This is a genomic window from Halpernia sp., from assembly GCF_048269545.1.
Taxonomy (GTDB): Bacteria; Bacteroidota; Bacteroidia; order Flavobacteriales; family Weeksellaceae; genus Halpernia.
In genome coordinates this window covers 170,853-190,301 of record NZ_JBLXIJ010000002.1, presented here as the reverse complement: position 1 = coordinate 190,301, position 19,449 = coordinate 170,853, and the positions used below count along the sequence as shown (strand labels likewise).

Here is a 19,449-nt window from a genome sequence, read left to right as displayed (position 1 = left end):
TATATTAATTATTGATTACTTATTTTAAGAATGTCCGTACATTTTATTATAAAGATGAAGATATTTTTCTTTTACCGCTTTTCGTTTTAATTTTAGAGTAGGAGTGAGTAACCCATCTTCAACCGTCCAAACTTCTGGCGTTAATTCGATTCTTTTAATCTGTTCCCATTTTCCTAAATGACTATTATATTGCTCTAATTCTTTTTCAATCCTTGCTTTTATTTCTGGGCTGTCACAAATATCTTGATTAGAATCACCCACAGAAATATTTTTAATTTTAGCCCAATTTCTTACCATTTCAAATGCAGGTTGAACTAAAGCGCAAGGCATTTTTTCACCATCACCTACAACCATTATTTGCTCAATAAATTTTGATGCTTTTGCTGCATTTTCTATCACTTGTGGTGCAATATACTTTCCACCGCTGGTTTTAAACATTTCTTTTTTACGATCGGTAATAAATAGAAAATTATCTTCATCTAAATGTCCTATATCGCCCGTCATAAAATAACCATCTTTATTAAAAGCTTCTTGAGTTTTATCATCTGCTTTAAAATAACCTTTTGTTACAGAAGGACCTTTTACAATAATTTCACCGTCTTCTGCAATTTTCACGTCAAGATTTTCTAAAGGTTTTCCCACAGAACCAAGTTTCAATTTTTCAAAACTATTTACAGAAATTACAGGAGAAGTTTCAGTTAAACCATAACCTTCCAAAATTGGAAGTCCCGCTGCGTGAAACATTGTATTTAATCTTTTAGATAAAGCAGCAGAACCGGAAACTAAAGTTAAAATATTTCCACCTAAACCTTCTCTCCATTTAGAAAAAACTAATTTATCTGCAATTATATGTTTAAAAGATTTAGGTTTTGTTATATCATAATTCTCAGCAATTTGAACTGCCCAAAGAAAAATTTTAGCTTTTAGTCCACCCGAAGAAGTTCCTTTATTATAAATGGTGTCATAAACTTTTTCTACTAATCGGGGAACAACAGTCATGTATTGTGGTTTCACTTCACGCACATTATCGCCAATTTTTTCAATACTTTCTGCAAAATAAATGGAAAAACCATTATAACTATAAAGATAAAAAATCATTCGTTCAAAAACGTGGCAAATTGGGAGAAAACTTAACGCTTTCAATTCTGTATAGTCTACTTTTAAACGTGGGATTCTAGAGTTGGAAGCCAAAACATTTGACACTAAATTTCTATGTGTAAGCATTACTCCTTTCGGTTTTCCTGTAGTTCCAGAAGTATAAATTAAAGTTGCTAAATCTTCTTCATTTATAGATTTTTTTAAATCTTCTACTTCGTCTTGGGTTGCATCATCTGTTCCTAAATCTAAAATTTCTTTCCAGTTCGGTGCGCCTTTAACATCATCAAAACAAAAGATTCCAACTAAAGAACTCACTTCTTTTTGAACATCAATCAATTTATCATACAATTCTTTATCTGAAACAAAACAGTATTTTATTTGCGCATCATTAAAAATATAAATATAATCATCTACCGAAATTGTTGGATAAACGGGAACTGTAATAACTCCAATTTGTGAAATTCCCAAATCCATAATACACCATTCTGTTCGGTTTGTAGTAGAAATTAGACCAATTTTATCGCCTGGTTTTATACCTAATTTTAATAAACCACGGGAGATTTTATCTCCCTGATTTATATATTCAGAAGTGGAAGTTTTTTTCCATTCACCATTTTTTTTTGTAACTAAAAAATCATCCTTTGGATATTTTTCAAGTGCGTTTTGGGCGAAATCAAAAAGTCTGGTAATCGACATGTTTATTATTTTTAAATGAGATTTACATTAATTTTAAGAATTAAGTAAAAATATTAAAATTATCTTTATAAATCAAGAAATAAAAATGTTTTAGTATTTTTATTAAAAACCGTAATTTTACAGCGTAACAATAAAACTATTTTATGGACTTTAATTTATCCGAAGAGCAGTTGATGATTCAACAAGCAGCAAGAGATTTTGCACATTCTGAACTTTTACCAGGCGTTATAGAAAGAGATACAAATCAGAAATTTCCTACAGAGCAAGTAAATAAAATGGGAGAAATGGGATTTTTAGGAATGATGGTTGATCCTAAATACGGCGGCGCAGGAATGGATAGTATTTCTTACGTTTTGGCAATCGAAGAAATTGCAAAAATTGATGCTTCAGCTGCAGTAGTAATGTCTGTAAATAATTCTTTGGTTTGTGCAGGTTTAGAAAAATTTTGTAATGAAGAGCAAAAACAAAAATATTTAAAACCTTTAGCAAGTGGAGAAGTAATTGGTGCATTTGCATTAAGTGAACCAGAAGCTGGTTCTGATGCTACTTCACAAGCGACAACTGCAGAAGATAAAGGCGATTATTATTTATTAAATGGCACAAAAAACTGGATAACAAATGGTTCTACAGCTACTTTTTATATTGTAATGGCACAAACTGATGCATCAAAAAAACACAAAGGTATAAATGCATTTATTGTAGAAAAAGGTTGGGAAGGTTTTACAGTTGGAAAAAAAGAAGATAAACTGGGAATTCGTGGAAGTGACACATGTTCTTTAATGTTTACTGATGTAAAAGTTCCAAAAGAAAATAGAATTGGTGAAGATGGTTTTGGATTTAAATTTGCGATGGCTGTTTTAAATGGTGGTAGAATTGGTATTGCTTCTCAAGCTTTAGGAATTGCGAGTGGCGCTTATGAATTGGCTTTAAAATATGCTAAAGAAAGAAAATCTTTTGGTACAGAGATTATCAATCATCAAGCAATCGCTTTTAAATTAGCCGATATGCACGTGAATGTAATGGCTGCAAGAATGCTTTGCTACAAAGCTGCAGCGGAAAAAGATGAAGGAAAAGATATCTCTGAAAGTGGAGCAATAGCAAAACTTTACGCTTCTCAAGTTGCGATGGATACTACAATTGAAGCCGTTCAAATTCACGGTGGATATGGTTATGTAAAAGAATATCATGTAGAAAGATTAATGCGAGATGCAAAAATCACTCAAATTTACGAAGGAACTTCTGAGATTCAAAAAATTGTAATTAGTAGAAGTATTTCAAAAAAATAGTTTACTTTTAATTAAAAATTAAAATGTCTGAAGATATTTATCAAGAAAAGAAAAGCGGTTTTAGAAAATTTATTATCTGGGCTTTACTTATTATTTTCCTTTTTGGAGGAATAACAATTTGGTATAAATATTTTTTCGTTTTTGGTGAAGGCGTAAAATCCGGACAATTGAATTACGTTGTGAAGAAAGGAAACATTTTCAAAACCTACGAAGGTAAATTAATTCAGCAAGGTTTTGGAAATAACACCAAATCAGGCAATTTAACAAGTTATGAATTCGAATTTTCAATTGAAGATAAAGACGTTTTCAAACAGTTAGAATCCAACAGTGGTAAAAGTTTTGATTTGCATTACAAAGAATATCACGGTACAATTCCATGGCGTGGAAATACAGTTTACGTTGTAGATAAAGTGACCAATATGAAATAAACTAAAAAGCCTTTCAATTTTTTTTGAAAGGCTTTTTAATACACTTTATTTTTCAACCCAAATAATTCTATCATTTCCAGAAATATCTTTAATTAGTTCTGAATGAGAAAAATTTTGAAATAATTCTAAAGTTTCTTTTCCTAATTTCTGATTGATTTCCAAAAATATTTGTCCGCTTGCGTTTAAATTCTTTTCGGCGTCTTTTGCTATTTTCTTATAAAAAATTAGAGCATCAGAAGTAGGAGAGAAGAGTGCCATTTGTGGCTCCGTGTTTTTTACTGAATCTTCAATTTCCGCCTCTTCATTAATTCCAATGTATGGCGGATTAGAAATAATAATATCATATTTTTCAACTAAATCTGTATTTAAATAATCTGTACAAGTAAAATTAATTTCTGTTTTATGCGTATTTGCATTTGTTTTTGCAATTTCTAAAGCCGTTTCAGAAAAATCAATTGCAAAAATGTTTGCTTTGGGAAAATGCTTTTTTAAAATAATTGAAATAATTCCACTTCCAGTTCCAATATCCAAAACTTTGAAACTGGAGTTTTGTTCTTTGTATCTCGAAATTTTAATTTTATTGATTGCAAATTCCAACAATTCTTCTGTTTCCGGACGTGGAATTAAAACAGCAGAAGAAACTTTAAATTTTAAACCAAAAAATTCAGTTTCTTCTAAAATATATTTGTATGGAATTTCACTTTTAAGCTGTTGTAAAACATCAAAAAATTCCTTTAACTGTTCGTCAGAAAGCGTTTCAGATAATCTTCGTCGCATTTCAATTTTAGATAAACCCAAAATTTCCTGACTGAAAATATTAAATAACTCTGCAATTTCATTTGGATTGTAAATCGCTGAAAGTTTTTCAGTAAAAAGTGATTTTATTTCTTCTAATTTCATTGAAAATTTATCTTATAAAAACTAAATTATTTTTAGTGGAAAGTTTTTCATCAAATAAATATTTATTTGTATTAAAAGCTTTTACATCATTTAAATTTTTAGCATTTGTTTCAGCACAAAATCTCGCTAATAAACCGCGTGCATGTTTGGTATAAACTACTATTGTTTTTGGTTTTCCATTCCGAATCTCTTTGAATTCTACATTTACAAGATGATTTTCTAATTTTTTTTTATCCAAAACTTTCGCATATTCGTTACTTGCAACGTTTAATAAAATTTCATCTTTTTTAAGTTCAGATTTTAATTCGTTCGTAATTTTTTCACGCCAAAAGGAATAAAGATCTTTGTTTTTTTCAAATTTAAATTTTCGTCCCATTTCTAAACGATACGGCATAATGTTGTCTGAAGGTCGCAATAAACCGTATAAACCAGATATCATTCTGAAGTTTTTTCGCAAATATTCCATCGCTTTTTCATCTAAAGAAGCAACATCTAAACCTTTATAAACTTCACCATTAAATGAATAAATAGCTTGTGAACTTTCTTTTTTAGAAGGTTTTGCTTTCCAAATTTGATTTCTTTGCCAATTTTCATCTGCTAGTTTTTGTGAAATTTCCATTAATTCGGATAAATATTTTGGCGTTTTTGGTTTTAAATATTTGTGAATGAGTTCTGCTTCTTTAATAAATTTAGGGGAAGTGGTTCTCAAAGGAGTTTTGTCATTTTCCAATTTCATTAATTTTGCAGGTGAACTTATGATTTTCATTTGAATAAAAGTTAATTAATTTTACTAAAGTTTAAATAAATTATGAATTGTAATTTACAACTATAAATCTAAATTAAGTAATGTTTTTTACTAAAAAAATATAAATAGTATTTTTATGTTTTAATTTAAAGAAAAGAGAGAATTAATATAAAGAAAGAAAAATTATTAAATAATTCCTTTTCCTTGCCGAATAATTTCTGGTTCACCGCTTGTTAAATCAACAATTGTTGAGGCAATATTGTCGCCATATCCGCTGTCAATTACAATATCTACAAGATTTTCATATTTCTCGGCAATTAATTCTGGATCGGTAGAATATTCCAAAACTTCATCATCATCACGAATGGAAGTGGATGCAATTGGATGTCCTAATTTCTCAACAATTATTTTTGGAACAGAATGATTTGGAACACGAATTCCAATTGTTTTTTTTCCTTTATAAGCGAGCGGCAAATTTTTATTGGCTTCCAAAATAAAAGTAAAAGGACCGGGTAAATGATTTTTTAAAAAACGAAAAACAGGAGTTTCTAAAGCTCTTGTGAAATAAGAAAGATGGCTCAAATCATTACAAATTACTGAAAATTGTGCTTTTTCCAGCTTTACAGATTTTAATTGTGCTAATTTTTCCATCGCTTTTAAGTTGAAAATATCACAACCTAAAGCATAAATAGTGTCCGACGGATAAATAATTAAGCCGCCTGATTTTAAGACTTTTACTACTTCATCAAGTAAGTTTTCTTGTGGATTATCTGGATAAATTTTTAAGATTTTTGCCATAGGTAAATTTACTAAATTCTTAATAATAATGAGAATTTTTAAATAAAATTTGGAACGATAAATTATTGTTGTATATTTGCACCACAATAACGCGGGGTAGAGCAGTAGGTAGCTCGTCGGGCTCATAACCCGGAGGTCGCACGTTCGAGTCGTGTCCCCGCTACAAAGCAAAGAGAATCAATTTTGGTTCTCTTTTTTTGTGGAATAAAAATACAGAATCGATTTAATTTTTGGAGAAAACTATTATTTACATTAAAAAAGTATTCAAAAAGACATACGTTAGTTTTAAAAGAATAATTTTAAATAGCGAGAATAAGAGAAATTATTTAAAAATTTGTTCTCTAATTCTAATAATTTTATCAACTTTACAATCAAATCTTTAATATGAAAAAAATAATTTCACTTTTTACTTTACTATTTATTTTCACTTCTAGTTTTGCACAAACTTATCCCGATAGTTACACAGACGGAAAATTAATTACTGTAAATGGTGCAAAACTTTATGTAGTTACAGTTGGGAAAGGAGATCCTTTAATTATAATTCCAGGCGGACCGGGCGGAACTCATCTTGGTTATCGTGATTTTGATACTTTAGCAAAAGATAATGAAATCATTTATTTTGATGGATTTGGAAGAGGAAAAAGCGATACAGCAAAAGTGGTGACAGAATATTCTTTAACACGAGATATTGAAGATATCGAAGGTTTAAGAAAAGCACTTCATCTTAATAAATTGAATGTTTTGGGACATTCTTACGGCGGTTTAGTTGCACAAGGTTATGCTTTAAAATTTCCGCAAAATGTTAATCATCTAATTCTTGCGGATACTTTTCACAGTTATCTAATGTGGCAAAAAAATGATGATAATAGCAATCATGAAATTGAAACCAATTATCCTGAAGTTTGGTCTGATTTAATGAAAATTCGAGAAAAAGGCGCAGTTTCTAGCGATCCAGAACATCAAGAACTTTACGGAAAAGTTCCCTATGGATTTTTATATTCTTACAATCCTGATAATTTTTTACCAAAAAAATCCAAACCTTACAAACCTTATCCAAATTCTTTTAATTCAAAATTATACTATCAAATGGTTGGAAGAGATGGGGATTTTATCGTGGGAAATGATATTGGAAGTTTTGACTTTCGCAAAGATTTAAAAAATTTAAAAATGCCTATTTTAATTTATGGTGGAAGATATGATCGCGTCGCAGTTCCTTCTATGATGGTGAAATACAAAGAATATTGTCCGCAAGCAAAGTTTGTAATGTTTGAAAAATCAGGGCATAATCCGCAAGTGGAAGAACCGGAAAAACTTTTCAAATTAATTGAAGAATTTTTACATTAAATTTGCCAAACCATATTAATTTCTAAAAAATTAAAAGAATGAAATCAATTAACATCCTTTTTTTATTTATTTAAAGATTTACAATGCAAAAAGTTGCGTTCATTATTAATCCTTTTTCTGCAAAAAAAAATTATCAAGTTTTTTTAGATCATTTAAAATCAAAAGTTGAAAATCCTTTGGTTTATATTTCAGTATCCGTTGCTGGAACTGAAAAATTTATTGATGAAAATTTTAATTCCACAGATATTTTTATTGCAATTGGTGGCGACGGAACAATTTCAAGTGTGGCAAAAAAATTATTAAACACCGGTAAAATTTTGGGTGGATTTCCTGCAGGTTCTGGAAATGGATTTTCTCGAGAAGTGAATTTCAATAAAAATATTGATGAACTTTTAGATAAAATTCAAAAAAATAATTTTAAGGAAATTGACACATTTACAATTAACAACCTTTTATCCATCAATGTTTCGGGAACAGGTTTTGATGCAGAAGTCGCAAAGAAATTTGAAGAAACTAGTCGCGGATTTAAGAATTATATAAAGGTAACGCTTAAAACTTTTTTTAAATATAAACCTGTAGAGATGAAATTTCAAGAAAAATATTCTAAATATGACGGAAAATATTTAATGATAAACCTTGCAAATACACGTCAATTTGGGAACAATGCATTTATTTCTCCCAACTCAGATTTATGTGATGGTTTGGTTGAAGTGGCTTTAGTAAAGAAATTTCCTATTTATTACGCGCCAATTTTTGCTTACGAAATGTTTTCTGGAAAATTAAAAGAAAACAATTTTGTAAAATACATTTCTGTTTCTGAAATTAAATTTTCTGTCAATACAAAAATTTGGCATATTGATGGAGATTATAAAGAAATATTTTCTCCAATTGAAGTTCACGTAAATCCCAAAAGTTTAAGAATTTTGGTTTAAATTACTTTTCATCCAAAGCTAATTTATACGCTTTCAAAGTTCTTTCGCGTGCGAATTTATGATCTATCATTGGTTTTGGGTAATCATTTGTTCCAAATTCTGGAATCCATTTTTTAATATATTTAAAATCTTTATCAAATTTTTCTTGTTGAGAAGTTGGATTAAAAATTCTAAAATAAGGCGCAGAATCACAACCAGTTCCAGCTGCCCATTGCCAATTTCCGTTATTGGAGGACAATTCATAATCCAATAATTTTTCCGCAAAATATGCTTCTCCAATTCGCCAATCAATCAATAAATTTTTAACGAGAAAACTCGCCGTAATCATTCGAACGCGATTGTGCATAAAACCAGTTTCATTTAATTGTCGCATTCCTGCATCAACAATAGGAAATCCAGTTTTTCCTTCACACCATTTTTTTAAATTTTCGCTGCCATTTAACCATTTAATTCCATCATATTTTGGTTTAAAATTTTGGTGAACCACTTTTGGAAAATGATATAAAATTTGCATAAAAAATTCTCTCCAGATTAATTCTTTTAAGAAAACTTCATTTAAATTTTTAATTTCATTTACAACTTTCCGGATACTTTTTGTTCCAAATCTAAGATGAATGCTTAATCGTGAAGTTCGATCTGCAAAAGGATTATTGCGATTTTCATCATAGTTTTTTATTAAGTTTTCTTTAATAATATTAGATGGAAATTGGATATTTGTTTTTTCAAATCCAATATCTTTTAAACTAAAATTTTTTGGGATAAAAGTGAATAAATGTTCTAAAAGATTTTCTGATGGATAATTTTCTATTGAATTTTTTTGAAAATTTTCAAGCCAAACTTTTGAATAAGGAGTGAAAATAGTATAAGGCGTTTTATCTGCTTTTAAAATTTCATTTTTATGAAAAATAACTTGATCTTTAAAAACCTTAAATCCAATATTATTTGATTTTAAAAATTTCTCGACATCAGAATCTCTCTCAATTGCTTGTGGTTCGTAATCTTCATTTGTGAAAATATTTTCAATATCAAATTCTGAACATAATTTTTTAAAAATATCTGAAACTTTACCGTGAAAAAATTGAATTCCTTTTCCTGTTTTATTTAATATTTCATTAATATTTTCTAATTCTTGGAAAATAAATTCTACGCGCGCATCTTTTTTCGACGGCAGTTTTGAGAGAATTTCATCATCAAAAATAAAGATTGGTAAAACTTTAAGATTAGATTTTAATGCTTCAAAAAGAGCGTGATTATCATCTAAACGCAAATCTCTGCGAAACCAAAAGATATTTATTTTCTGACTCATATTAATGCTTCCAATTCCTCTAAACTCTCAGTTTTTTTATTTGTATAGATTGTATTGTGAAATATATTTAGCTTTTTCAAGCTATCTAAAAGTTGTTTTTTTTCTTCATTATTTAGATTTCCACACATAATTTTTGAAACTACAGTAATGTCTTTCATAGATTCTTTAAAAGTTTTTCTGCCTTTTTCTGTAACAGAAATTCGCACACTTCTTTTATCATTTTCATCGGGCGTTTCAGAAACTAAACCGTGTTTTGTTAATCTTTTAATAATTTCAATACCGCTTTGTTTCTCGTGTGCATTTTTCTCAATTAATTGGGTTTTAGTTAGAGAATCATAATCCATCAATCTGTAGAGATAAGTGAAATCTTCATTTACCAAATCTGGAAAACTTTCTAAGCCTTTTCTAATAAGCTGTTTTGTATATCTTCCAAGAAGAATAACTTGTTTCGCAATTTCATTTTCCAATTCATTGACATTCAAACTATATTTATCCGTCAATTGTGTGGGATTTTCTTTTTGATACGCTTTTTCGTTTAAAAAAAATCTAAAATCTTCTACAGTACAATTTCCTTTATGTACTTTTTCTTCAAATTCTTTTGCTTCTTTAAGTAAGTCAATAATAAGATCTATGGTCATGATTGTTTTATTTAGTTTTCTATGGAAAGATAATTATTAATTTTCACATTTTTAGCGCCAATTTCGTGCATTAAATTATATAATCCAAAAAAAGTGCGGTTAATATATATAAAATGTTTTGAACCACGATTACCATTCATATTTTTCATCTGTGTATTTTTTGCATATTTCTGTCCTAAATCTGAAATATCTTTGAAAAATTTATCATTAGAAAAATCAAAATATTCGCTCTGTAAAGGCTTTGTAAAAAGGACCAATAATTCTTTAAAGATTTCTTTAAAAAATAATCTCTCTTCTGGAGAATCATCTTCACGGATAATTTCTAACTCAAATAATTTCTTTTCAAAAAACTCAGGATTTTCTAAATTTTCTTTAATCGCCAATTCAAAATAAGGTTTATAAAAATCTTCGGGAACCTCTTTCATACAACCAAAATCTATTGCAATTAATTCATCATTTTCAGAAACTAAAAAATTTCCTGGATGCGGATCTGCATGAACTTTTCTTAAATAATGCATTTGATACATATAAAAATCCCAAAAAGTTTGTCCCACTTTATTGGTAATTTCTGGATTTTTATTTTGTTTAGAGAACTCAGAAAGTGGAATTCCATTCATCCAATCCATAGTAATAATTCTGTCATTAGAATATTCTGGATAATATTTTGGAAATATTAAATTTTCTATATTTTTACATTTCTCAGCAATTTCTTGGCTTTGTTTTATTTCCAAGATATAATCTGTTTCCTCCAATAATTTATTTTCTACTTCTTTAAAATATTGATCAGAATCTTTTCCTTTAATATTAAACATTTTAATGGCAATCGGTTTTACCATTGCTAAATCTGTTGAAATACTTTCAGAAACTCCTGGATATTGAATTTTTACTGCTAATTTTTTTCCATCTTTTTCAGCTTTGTGAACTTGTCCGATACTTGCCGCGTTTACAGAATCTAAACTGAATTCATCAAATATTTCACTCGGATTTTTTCCGAAATATTTTCTAAAAGTTTTCGCAACTAAAGGCGCAGATAATGGTGGAACAGAAAACTGACTCAAAGAAAATTTCTCAGTATAAGCTTCTGGAAGAATATTTTTCTCCATACTCAACATTTGAGCCACTTTTAACGCACTTCCTTTCAATTCTTTTAAACTATCATAAATGTCTTCTGCATTATTTTTATCTAAATTTAATTTAGCTTCTTCTTCGGTTTTCGTGAATTTATCGCCGTAATATTTTAAATAATTCACACCAACTTTTGCACCAGTAGAAATTAATTTGGAAGCTCTTTGTATTTTTGAAGTGGGGATTTTATCTAATGTTTTCATATTAAAATTTTCCAACTTTTTCTTTCCAAATAAATTTTCCAAAATCTAAAAGTTTCTCCAATGGTTTTGTATTTATTAATTCGAAACTTGCTTCTACAGATTTTTCAATAAAAATATCAGTTTTCTCAAATGAAGAACTTGTATCGTCCATCCAAAATTTAAGTGTTACTAGAAAATTATTCCAAAATAATTCTTCTACTCCTTTATTTTTATACTTTTCTAATTTTTCTAATTTTGAATTTTCTAAATCATTACTCATTGTAACAATGTTCAAAGTTTTAATCAAATCTATAAACATTACTTTTAACTTTGATAGTTTTTTTAATCTTTCTAAAGGATTTTTTTTCTTTAAAATGACCATAATTAAACTTCTATTCATTGTTAATTGCTCAAAATATGTATAATATAAACTTAATAATTTTGTTTTATCATCCATTTGACTGTAATTTAAGTCGTCTCCTAAAAGAAATAAACTTTCTTCAAAAAAATACACCAAAAATTCTTTTTCAACTTCTTCAAAATTCGCGAAGAAAATATAGAAATCATTCTCAGACATTTCATTATCTTCACAAAATGAATAAATATTTTTTGGACTATGGTTGTGTCTCAAAATGTAATCTGAATATTTATTGAGAATAGCTTTTTTATCTAAAGGTAAAGTTTCCATTATTTTATATATTTAATTTTTATTATACAAAAGTAGTAAAAATATTTTCTAAATTAATAAAAATAGTATATTTTTGTGCTAATTATTATATGAAAAAAGTCATTGTTATTGGTTCAGGTTTTTCCTCTCTCGCTTCCGCATGTTATATGGCAAAAGCAGGTTTTGATGTGACTGTTTTAGAAAAAAATGAACAAATTGGTGGTCGTGCTTCTTTGTGGGAAAAAGAGGGTTTTAAATTTGATATGGGTCCAAGTTGGTATTGGATGCCGGATATTTTTGAAAAATTTTTCTCAGATTTCAGTAAAAAAGTTTCTGATTATTATGAATTGGAAAAACTTTCACCAGCTTATAGAGTTTATTTTGGTGAAAATGATTTCATCGATATTTCAGATGAACCAGAAAAAATTATTGCAAAATTTGAAGAAGTAGAACCTGGAAGTGGAAAACATTTGCAAAAATTTATGTCTGATGCAAAAAAGAATTATGAAATTGCAATGCAGGATTTGGTTTATAATCCAGGAAAATCAATTTTAGAATTGGTGAGTTTGGAAACTGCAAAACGATTACCACTTTTTGTTCAGAATATTTCGCAAACGGTTAGAAAAAATATTAAAAATCCCAAACTGCGAAGTATTTTGGAATTTCCCGTTTTGTTTTTAGGTGCAAAACCAAGTGAAACTCCTGCTTTTTATAATTTTATGAATCACGCAGATTTTGGAATGGGAACTTGGTATCCAAAAGGTGGTTTTAATGCAGTTGCAAAAGGAATGGAAAAATTAGCCACTGAATTGGGAGTTAAATTTCAACTAAATGAAAACGTTTTAAAAATAGAAACTGAAGGAAATTTAGTTAAAAATATTAAAACGGATAAGGGAAATTATTCTGCAGATATCTTAATTTCTGGAGCAGATTATGCACATACAGAAACATTATTAAATGAAAATGTAAGAAATTATTCTGGAGATTATTGGCAAAAGAAAGTTTTTGCTCCGTCGTCATTTTTATATTATGTCGCTTTTGATAAAAAAATTGAAAAGCTTCAACATCACAATTTATTTTTTGATACCGATTTTGAGAAACACGCAGAAGATATTTATGATAAACCAAAATTACCTGTAAAACCTCTATTTTATGCTAATTTCTCGAGTATTACAGATTTGGATTTAGCTCCAGAAGGAAAAGAAATTGGATTTTTTTTAATTCCGGTTGCTGTAGATTTAGAAGAATCAGAAGAAATTCACGAGCATTTTTTTAATTTAATTTTAGAAAGAATTAAAAAAAATACTGGAGAAGATTTGAAACCACACGTTTTATTTAAAAGAAGTTTTGGAGTACAAGATTTTAAAGAAAGGTATAATTCTTGTCGCGGAAACGCTTATGGATTAGCAAATACACTTTTGCAAACTTCTATTTTAAGACCACAGATTGATAATAAAAAAATTAAAAATTTATTTTATACAGGTCAATTAACCGTTCCAGGACCTGGAGTTCCGCCTGCTTTGATTTCTGGAAAAGTAGTTACAGATTATATTTTAAAAAAGTTAAAATAAGTTATAATTTTAGTATTAATAAAATAATTTACTATTTTTGAATATTAAGTAGGATAATTGGAAATATTTCCAAAATAAAAATTAAGAATGACACAAAATTTGCACGATCAGGTTAGTTTTAGTTGTAGTAAATTAGTTACAAAATCTTACAGTAGCTCATTTTCGAGAGCAATTTTACTTTTTCCAGAAGAAATTCGGGAAGCGATTTATAATATTTATGGCTTTGTGAGATTTGCGGATGAAATTGTAGATACATTTCACGATTATCCGAAAAGAGAATTAATGGATGATTTTATGAAGCAATATGAAGATGCGATGAATAAAGGAATTTCGTTAAATCCTATTTTGCATTCTTTCACTCAAACAGTGAAGAAATATAAAATTGACCAAAATTTAATTGACGCTTTTATAGATTCTATGTACAAAGATTTGGGCGAAATAAATTATCAAAACAAAGCAGAATATGATGCTTACATTTATGGCAGCGCAGAAGTTGTGGGTTTAATGTGTTTAAAAGTTTTTGTGGAAGGAGATGAAAAAGAATTTAAAAAACTAGCACCTTTTGCAAAAAGTTTGGGTGCTGCATTTCAAAAAATTAATTTTTTGCGAGATATACAAGCTGATTTTGTGGTTTTAAATCGTATGTATTTTCCTGGAGTTGATTTTAATAATTTCAGTTTAGAAGATAAGAATTCTATAGAAAAAGATATTTCAAAAGATTTTGAACAAGCATTAATTGGTATAAAAATGTTACCAATTTCTAGTAAATTAGCAGTTTTTATGGCGTATAAATATTATACTAATTTATTTAAAAAGATTAAAAATACAGAACCAAAAGTATTATTAACAAAGAGAATAAGAGTGAGTAATGCGAGAAAAGCTTACTTAATGTTTGAGCTTTTAGTAACAAAAAATCTGAATTTATTGTGAGGAAAAAATGGGGTTTAATATTTTTATTTTTAATATTAATAATGCAAGCTCAAAATAGAAAAGAATATACTGAATTAATCTTAAAAGCTGAAAATTCTGAATTGGTTAATAAACAATTTATAGAAAAAGCAAATTCAGATTTGAAATCTACAAAGAAACCAATTTTTGAAGCTTATATTGGTGTAGGAAATTTTTTTATGGCAAAGCATGTTGTAAGTCCTTTCTCTAAACTTTCTTATTTTAAAAAAGGCAAAAGACATTTAGAATCTGCGGTTTCAAAGGCTCCTGAAAATTTAGAAATTCGGTTTTTGCGTTATACTTGTCAAGTAGAAATGCCCCATTTTTTAGGTTATAATAAAAATATTACAGAAGACAAAAAATTTATTTTGGAACATTATAAAGAATCAAAAGATGTAATTTTGGTGTCCCAAATAAAACAATATTTAAAAATTTAGAAAATGCAAATTGTATTTTATTTACTACTTACTTTAATTGTTTTTGTTGCAATGGAAGGCGTTACGTGGTTTACTCACAAATATATAATGCACGGTTTTGGTTGGTATTTTCATGAAGATCATCATCAACCGGGATATCCGCATGTGTTTGAAAAAAATGATTTTTTCTTTGTAGTTTTTGCAATTCCAAGTATTTTGTTATTTTATTTTGGAACCTGGAATGGAATTAACTTTCTATTTTTCATTGGATTGGGAATTTTATTTTACGGCATTGCTTACTTTTTGGTACATGATGTTTTAATTCATCGGCGTTTTAAGTGGTTTGATAAAACGAATAACTATTATTTAAAAGGACTTCGAAAAGCGCATAAAATCCATCATAAACATTTGGGAAAAGAAGAAGGAGAGTGTTTTGGAATGTTGTTTGTTCCTCTAAAATACTTTAGAATGTAATATTTTTTAATTTTTTTTATGAATTATTATTACATACTCCTTGATGTTTTTTCCTTTTTAATTCCATTTATTTTCAGTTTTGAAAAGAAAATGCTTTATTTTATTCAGTATTGGAAAGCTTTTTTTTCTGCAATAATTATTGTTGGACTTTTCTTTTTAGCGTGGGACGTTTATTTTACTTACCAAAATGTTTGGGGTTTTAATGACCAATATTTAATTGGAATTAGAATTTTAAAGTTGCCTTTAGAAGAATGGTTATTTTTCCTTTTGATTCCGTATGCAAGTATATTTATACATTATTCTTTGCTTTATTTTTTTCCAATTCCACAATTATCAAAGAAAGTTACACAGATTTTAACCAGTTTTCTATTTGGATTTTCATTTCTTATTGCGGTTTCAAATAGTGATAAAATTTATACTTTTTGCAGTTTTGGTCTTTTCGCACTTTTAATGTTTCTTCAAATAATTTTTAAATTTAAATATGCAAAGAGATTTTATTTAAGTTTTATAATTATTTACATTCCGTTTTTCTTTGTTAATAATGCTTTGACTGGTGCTTATTCTGAAAGTCCCGTTGTGTATTACAATAGCGCAGAAATTTTGGGTTATAGAGTAGGAACGATGCCCTTAGAAGATAGTTTTTATTGCTTTAGTTTGTTGTATGGAATTGTTTTGGTTTTCGAATATTTAAAGAAAAAATGGAACAATAATTAATTTAAAAATATGAAATTAAATATTAAAAAACAATCTGGAATTTACACTTTAACTTCCGAGCAAATTTTACCAATTAGCTTAGAAAAAGCATGGGAATTTTTCTCAACACCAAAAAATTTAGATAAAATTACACCTAAAGAAATGAAATTTGAGATAACCAATAATCCGCCAAATGAAACTTATGCAGGTCAAATTATCACTTATAAAATTGGGATTTTACCGTTAATAAAAAGCAATTGGGTAACTGAAATTACGCATGTAAAAGATAAAGAATTTTTTGTAGATGAACAGCGTTTTGGACCTTATGCAATGTGGCATCATGAACATCATTTTGAGAAAATTTCAGAAACGGAAACTCTAATGAAAGATTTACTTAATTTTAAAATGCCACTTGGTGCGTTTGGTGATTTTGTTACAGGGAAAATGGTTTTAAATAAAGTGAAATTTATTTTTGAAAGTCGATTTAATTTTTTGAAAGATTATTTTTAGCAAATAAGAAATCAATCTATTTAAATTTTTAACTAGAATATTTTTAACTTTTTTTTAATTTTACAATCTAAAATTGTATAAATTTATTCCCATGAAAAATATTTTTAAAATTGGTTTTGTTGGTCTTATACTAAGTTTATTATTTATTAGTTGTGATAATAGAATTGATGATGATTATGTAGAAGTGATTCCTACAAAAATGAAGATAGATAGTGTGCAAATTTTGAGCAATACGATGAGTGTAAATTCAGTTCAAAGTATAAGAACTTATTCTACTTTTTCGTCTAATTGTACAGCTTTTTACGGTTATGATTATGTACCGAATGATTTCACAAGAACTGTAACTGCTTACAGCTATTCAACCAGTGGTAATTGTGGAACACCTGCAGCTTTTGCAAATCAATTTAATTTCCAACCGAGACAATCTGGAACTTATATATTTAAATTTTGGACCGGAAAAGATGGTTCTGGAAATGATGTTTTTATTACGAAAAATATTATAGTAAAATAATTTTAAAATATTTTTCAGGTAATTCTAATTTAAAACAATAAAAAATTGCCTCTTTGCTTTAGTCCTTTTAAATAAAAAGAATAAAAAACGAAAGAGGCAAGTTTAAAGAAGAATTTCTTTTCTCATCCTTTGTGTTATAACAAAGATATTATAACTAGACCGAACTCCACTTAACATTTGTTAATTAGAACCACTTTTTATTCTTTCTTTACGAATTCTGGATAAGTGAACCGCAGAAATATTAAGCCATGACGCAAGATGTTTCAGTGGTACAATTTCTAAAAATCGCGGAAAATAACTTTCCAGAAAATCGTAATTTTCAGTGGCGCTATTGAAACTAATTAAATTTTTTATTTTCATTAAACCCACATAATGTTCTTCCATTACAAGAAGTCCAAAGATTGCCCAATCGTGATATTGTGAGTAAAGCATCATTAAATTTTGTTTGTCAATGGAATAAACTGTTGAGTTTTCATAACAACAAATATCACATCTGCTAATTATTTGACTGCTGAAACTTTCATAATCTGTGATTACAGTTTTTTCCGGTTCCAGCCAAATAGTTTTTTCTTCCCCGTCTTTATCTACAAAATAGCAACGTGTAATTGAATTTTCAACCATAAAAATACTTTTACAAATTTCACCATTTTTCAAAATAAAATCACCGCTTTTGCAATCGGAAATTTGAAATTTATCCAGCCCAATCTCTAAAATTTCTAAATTGAAATCTGGTTTATAAGACAGAACTTTTTCTCTTAAAAATCTTTTATCTCTGCTATTTTTTTGCATTTTAATATTTTCCTAATTAACTTTCACAAAACTTTTATAAAATTGATTTCAAAATAAAGTTTCATTATTATTTATCAAAATTATTTCATGGGAAACAGTAACATAAACGCGTGATGAACCACCTTTTTATCTGCGTATTTGGAATCCATATAAAACTTAATTTTATTTTCATCTGAGATACTCATGCCTTGAAAAGAAGTAGGTCTTACATAATATTTTTTTGCAGGTTTTTTATAAAAATAAAAAGTGAATTTATTCAGTAAGAGGTTATCATCCCAATTCAATTCCAATGTGGAAATATCGTTAAGACTAAATTCATATCTTAATGTTTGAACTTCATTGTCACTTAAGATAGTTTCTTTTATATAGTAAGTCACATCATTTCCCTTGACAGAAAACCAAGAATCTTGAATATAACTTTTTGACGATTTATATATTTTTTTATTATTTGTATTGCTTGCAACCGCATTTAAATATTCTACTATTTCCTGTTTTGTGGCTCTCGGTTTACCGTCATCTCTAACGGCTTTATAAGTATTATTTATTTTTGCTTCAATATTTTTTATTTGTTCAGTACTTAATAATTTTGTTTCCTCTGGTTTATAAGTTTTTTCACAGGTCCAATTTGCAGAGTTATCTGCAACGATAACATTTAATTTACGCGCTCCGCCTCCATACAAATCATAAGCATTAATATACACTTTATATTTACCGTCAATTCTTTTCCATGCACCATTTCCTAATCCATTTTTACTATCAATAGGTTTGTCCCCACAAATTTTTGTGAAATTTTTTGTTTGCACAAAATCTAAAATACGACTCGCTTCAATATCAGTAAAATATTCAAAACCAATTGCGGTTATTTTATTTCCATCTCTATAAACTTTTAATTCTTCATATTCCTCTCCTTCGTAAAACTGAACTGTGAAATTAGCATTAACAGTATCATCTCTTTTATCGTGAAGTGGATATCCATACGATTTCATCATCTTTTCAAAATTAGAAGAACTTTTCCCTATAAAAAAGTATAAATCTTCTAAAGTTGATGGATGCTTTTGTGCTGAAAAGACCGAAAAGCCAAAAAGAAATATTATAAAAATTAAATTATTTTTCATTTGTAATTTTTAATTAAAAGTTTTAATGAAATATCATTTTTGGTTGATGGAATATTATCAAATTACGTTAAAATTTTATAAATACACAATATTTAGCTTTTGATATATTAAAAAAGTAAAATTAAAGTTGATAATCTCAGAATTATATATAATAAAAAAACAACTTAAAAAAAAATAAAAGTTGTTTTTTAGATGTATTTTTATTCGACAGTCGATTTATAATTAATCTAATAATTCAATCTTTTCCAATCTGTTTAAAAGAGCAATAATTAAAATA

21 protein-coding genes and 1 tRNA gene are annotated in these 19,449 nt (G+C 27.9%); 12 read left to right on the top strand and 10 right to left on the bottom strand.

Features of this window, described 5'->3' with window-relative positions:
- Positions 1-24 precede the first annotated feature (24 nt).
- The gene (locus tag ACN0WB_RS04060; RefSeq protein WP_417429106.1) at positions 25-1,794 is read right to left on the bottom strand and encodes an AMP-dependent synthetase/ligase; all 1,770 of its coding nucleotides are present in this window, start codon (positions 1,792-1,794) and stop codon (positions 25-27) included.
- A 143-nt stretch (positions 1,795-1,937) separates the two neighbouring features.
- On the opposite strand from ACN0WB_RS04060, the gene ACN0WB_RS04055 reads away from it, so the two are divergent.
- The gene (locus ACN0WB_RS04055; protein ID WP_417429104.1) at positions 1,938-3,080 is read left to right on the top strand and encodes an acyl-CoA dehydrogenase; all 1,143 of its coding nucleotides are present in this window, start codon (positions 1,938-1,940) and stop codon (positions 3,078-3,080) included.
- 23 nt (positions 3,081-3,103) lie between these two features.
- A complete protein-coding gene (locus tag ACN0WB_RS04050) occupies positions 3,104-3,508 on the top strand; it encodes a hypothetical protein (RefSeq protein WP_417429102.1) in 405 nt (134 codons plus the stop codon).
- Between the two features lie 45 nt (positions 3,509-3,553).
- Here ACN0WB_RS04050 and prmC read toward each other — a convergent pair whose 3' ends face one another.
- The 3 genes from prmC to ACN0WB_RS04035 all read right to left on the bottom strand — a co-directional run bounded on the left by prmC (position 3,554) and on the right by ACN0WB_RS04035 (position 5,951).
- A complete protein-coding gene (gene prmC / locus ACN0WB_RS04045; protein ID WP_417429100.1) occupies positions 3,554-4,408 on the bottom strand; it encodes a peptide chain release factor N(5)-glutamine methyltransferase in 855 nt (284 codons plus the stop codon).
- A 7-nt stretch (positions 4,409-4,415) separates the two neighbouring features.
- Positions 4,416-5,174, bottom strand: a complete 759-nt coding sequence (gene yaaA / locus ACN0WB_RS04040; protein ID WP_417429098.1) for a peroxide stress protein YaaA — start codon at positions 5,172-5,174, stop codon at positions 4,416-4,418.
- Positions 5,175-5,339: 165 nt separating this feature from the next.
- A complete protein-coding gene (locus ACN0WB_RS04035) occupies positions 5,340-5,951 on the bottom strand; it encodes an L-threonylcarbamoyladenylate synthase (protein WP_417429096.1) in 612 nt (203 codons plus the stop codon).
- Positions 5,952-6,041: 90 nt separating this feature from the next.
- On the opposite strand from ACN0WB_RS04035, the gene ACN0WB_RS04030 reads away from it, so the two are divergent.
- The 3 genes from ACN0WB_RS04030 (at position 6,042) to ACN0WB_RS04020 (ending at position 8,227) form a co-directional block, all read left to right on the top strand.
- A tRNA-Met gene (locus tag ACN0WB_RS04030) sits at positions 6,042-6,114 on the top strand.
- A gap of 221 nt (positions 6,115-6,335) precedes the next feature.
- A complete protein-coding gene (locus ACN0WB_RS04025; RefSeq protein WP_417429095.1) occupies positions 6,336-7,295 on the top strand; it encodes an alpha/beta fold hydrolase in 960 nt (319 codons plus the stop codon).
- 83 nt (positions 7,296-7,378) lie between these two features.
- Positions 7,379-8,227: a diacylglycerol/lipid kinase family protein gene (locus tag ACN0WB_RS04020; RefSeq protein ID WP_417429094.1), complete on the top strand. Its 849-nt coding sequence runs from the start codon at positions 7,379-7,381 to the stop codon at positions 8,225-8,227.
- A 1-nt stretch (position 8,228) separates the two neighbouring features.
- On the opposite strand, the gene ACN0WB_RS04015 is transcribed toward ACN0WB_RS04020, so the two are convergent.
- From ACN0WB_RS04015 to ACN0WB_RS04000, 4 genes are read right to left on the bottom strand one after another with little or no spacing between them, the layout of a single operon-like run.
- Positions 8,229-9,533: a cryptochrome/photolyase family protein gene (locus ACN0WB_RS04015; protein ID WP_417429092.1), complete on the bottom strand. Its 1,305-nt coding sequence runs from the start codon at positions 9,531-9,533 to the stop codon at positions 8,229-8,231.
- Positions 9,530-10,171 carry a MarR family winged helix-turn-helix transcriptional regulator gene (locus tag ACN0WB_RS04010; protein ID WP_417429090.1) on the bottom strand — a complete coding sequence of 214 codons (642 nt, stop codon included), beginning with the start codon at positions 10,169-10,171 and terminating at the stop codon, positions 9,530-9,532. The genes ACN0WB_RS04015 and ACN0WB_RS04010 overlap by 4 nt, the downstream gene beginning before the upstream one ends.
- A gap of 11 nt (positions 10,172-10,182) precedes the next feature.
- The gene (locus ACN0WB_RS04005) at positions 10,183-11,499 is read right to left on the bottom strand and encodes an ABC1 kinase family protein (RefSeq protein ID WP_417429089.1); all 1,317 of its coding nucleotides are present in this window, start codon (positions 11,497-11,499) and stop codon (positions 10,183-10,185) included.
- A gap of 1 nt (position 11,500) precedes the next feature.
- Positions 11,501-12,166 (bottom strand): TetR family transcriptional regulator C-terminal domain-containing protein, encoded by a 666-nt coding sequence (locus tag ACN0WB_RS04000; RefSeq protein ID WP_417429088.1) that lies wholly within the window; start codon positions 12,164-12,166, stop codon positions 11,501-11,503.
- 89 nt (positions 12,167-12,255) lie between these two features.
- Here ACN0WB_RS04000 and ACN0WB_RS03995 point away from each other — a divergent pair, with 89 nt between their 5' ends.
- From ACN0WB_RS03995 to ACN0WB_RS03965, 7 genes are all read left to right on the top strand, one after another.
- Positions 12,256-13,716, top strand: a complete 1,461-nt coding sequence (locus ACN0WB_RS03995) for a phytoene desaturase family protein (RefSeq protein ID WP_417429086.1) — start codon at positions 12,256-12,258, stop codon at positions 13,714-13,716.
- Between the two features lie 87 nt (positions 13,717-13,803).
- Positions 13,804-14,646: a phytoene/squalene synthase family protein gene (locus ACN0WB_RS03990; RefSeq protein ID WP_417429084.1), complete on the top strand. Its 843-nt coding sequence runs from the start codon at positions 13,804-13,806 to the stop codon at positions 14,644-14,646.
- Positions 14,647-14,687: 41 nt separating this feature from the next.
- Positions 14,688-15,101 (top strand): hypothetical protein, encoded by a 414-nt coding sequence (locus ACN0WB_RS03985; protein ID WP_417429082.1) that lies wholly within the window; start codon positions 14,688-14,690, stop codon positions 15,099-15,101.
- A 3-nt stretch (positions 15,102-15,104) separates the two neighbouring features.
- Positions 15,105-15,554 carry a beta-carotene hydroxylase gene (locus ACN0WB_RS03980; protein ID WP_417429080.1) on the top strand — a complete coding sequence of 150 codons (450 nt, stop codon included), beginning with the start codon at positions 15,105-15,107 and terminating at the stop codon, positions 15,552-15,554.
- An 18-nt stretch (positions 15,555-15,572) separates the two neighbouring features.
- Positions 15,573-16,268 carry a lycopene cyclase domain-containing protein gene (locus ACN0WB_RS03975; RefSeq protein ID WP_417429078.1) on the top strand — a complete coding sequence of 232 codons (696 nt, stop codon included), beginning with the start codon at positions 15,573-15,575 and terminating at the stop codon, positions 16,266-16,268.
- A 9-nt stretch (positions 16,269-16,277) separates the two neighbouring features.
- Positions 16,278-16,757, top strand: a complete 480-nt coding sequence (locus ACN0WB_RS03970; protein ID WP_417429076.1) for an SRPBCC family protein — start codon at positions 16,278-16,280, stop codon at positions 16,755-16,757.
- A 91-nt stretch (positions 16,758-16,848) separates the two neighbouring features.
- A complete protein-coding gene (locus ACN0WB_RS03965) occupies positions 16,849-17,268 on the top strand; it encodes a hypothetical protein (RefSeq protein ID WP_417429074.1) in 420 nt (139 codons plus the stop codon).
- 180 nt (positions 17,269-17,448) lie between these two features.
- Here ACN0WB_RS03965 and ACN0WB_RS03960 read toward each other — a convergent pair whose 3' ends face one another.
- Complete coding sequence (locus ACN0WB_RS03960) at positions 17,449-18,057, bottom strand: Crp/Fnr family transcriptional regulator (protein ID WP_417429073.1); 609 nt, start codon at positions 18,055-18,057, stop codon at positions 17,449-17,451.
- 80 nt (positions 18,058-18,137) lie between these two features.
- Positions 18,138-19,172: a hypothetical protein gene (locus ACN0WB_RS03955; protein WP_417429071.1), complete on the bottom strand. Its 1,035-nt coding sequence runs from the start codon at positions 19,170-19,172 to the stop codon at positions 18,138-18,140.
- Positions 19,173-19,449 lie beyond the last annotated feature (277 nt).

Coding starts and splice junctions, on each gene's coding strand:
- ACN0WB_RS04060 (WP_417429106.1), bottom strand. CDS start 1,794: ATGTCGATTACCAGACTTTTTGATTTCGCCCAAAACGCACTTGAAAAA.
- ACN0WB_RS04055 (WP_417429104.1), top strand. CDS start 1,938: ATGGACTTTAATTTATCCGAAGAGCAGTTGATGATTCAACAAGCAGCA.
- ACN0WB_RS04050 (WP_417429102.1), top strand. CDS start 3,104: ATGTCTGAAGATATTTATCAAGAAAAGAAAAGCGGTTTTAGAAAATTT.
- prmC (WP_417429100.1), bottom strand. CDS start 4,408: ATGAAATTAGAAGAAATAAAATCACTTTTTACTGAAAAACTTTCAGCG.
- yaaA (WP_417429098.1), bottom strand. CDS start 5,174: ATGAAAATCATAAGTTCACCTGCAAAATTAATGAAATTGGAAAATGAC.
- ACN0WB_RS04035 (WP_417429096.1), bottom strand. CDS start 5,951: ATGGCAAAAATCTTAAAAATTTATCCAGATAATCCACAAGAAAACTTA.
- ACN0WB_RS04025 (WP_417429095.1), top strand. CDS start 6,336: ATGAAAAAAATAATTTCACTTTTTACTTTACTATTTATTTTCACTTCT.
- ACN0WB_RS04020 (WP_417429094.1), top strand. CDS start 7,379: ATGCAAAAAGTTGCGTTCATTATTAATCCTTTTTCTGCAAAAAAAAAT.
- ACN0WB_RS04015 (WP_417429092.1), bottom strand. CDS start 9,533: ATGAGTCAGAAAATAAATATCTTTTGGTTTCGCAGAGATTTGCGTTTA.
- ACN0WB_RS04010 (WP_417429090.1), bottom strand. CDS start 10,171: ATGACCATAGATCTTATTATTGACTTACTTAAAGAAGCAAAAGAATTT.
- ACN0WB_RS04005 (WP_417429089.1), bottom strand. CDS start 11,499: ATGAAAACATTAGATAAAATCCCCACTTCAAAAATACAAAGAGCTTCC.
- ACN0WB_RS04000 (WP_417429088.1), bottom strand. CDS start 12,166: ATGGAAACTTTACCTTTAGATAAAAAAGCTATTCTCAATAAATATTCA.
- ACN0WB_RS03995 (WP_417429086.1), top strand. CDS start 12,256: ATGAAAAAAGTCATTGTTATTGGTTCAGGTTTTTCCTCTCTCGCTTCC.
- ACN0WB_RS03990 (WP_417429084.1), top strand. CDS start 13,804: ATGACACAAAATTTGCACGATCAGGTTAGTTTTAGTTGTAGTAAATTA.
- ACN0WB_RS03985 (WP_417429082.1), top strand. CDS start 14,688: ATGCAAGCTCAAAATAGAAAAGAATATACTGAATTAATCTTAAAAGCT.
- ACN0WB_RS03980 (WP_417429080.1), top strand. CDS start 15,105: ATGCAAATTGTATTTTATTTACTACTTACTTTAATTGTTTTTGTTGCA.
- ACN0WB_RS03975 (WP_417429078.1), top strand. CDS start 15,573: ATGAATTATTATTACATACTCCTTGATGTTTTTTCCTTTTTAATTCCA.
- ACN0WB_RS03970 (WP_417429076.1), top strand. CDS start 16,278: ATGAAATTAAATATTAAAAAACAATCTGGAATTTACACTTTAACTTCC.
- ACN0WB_RS03965 (WP_417429074.1), top strand. CDS start 16,849: ATGAAAAATATTTTTAAAATTGGTTTTGTTGGTCTTATACTAAGTTTA.
- ACN0WB_RS03960 (WP_417429073.1), bottom strand. CDS start 18,057: ATGCAAAAAAATAGCAGAGATAAAAGATTTTTAAGAGAAAAAGTTCTG.
- ACN0WB_RS03955 (WP_417429071.1), bottom strand. CDS start 19,172: ATGAAAAATAATTTAATTTTTATAATATTTCTTTTTGGCTTTTCGGTC.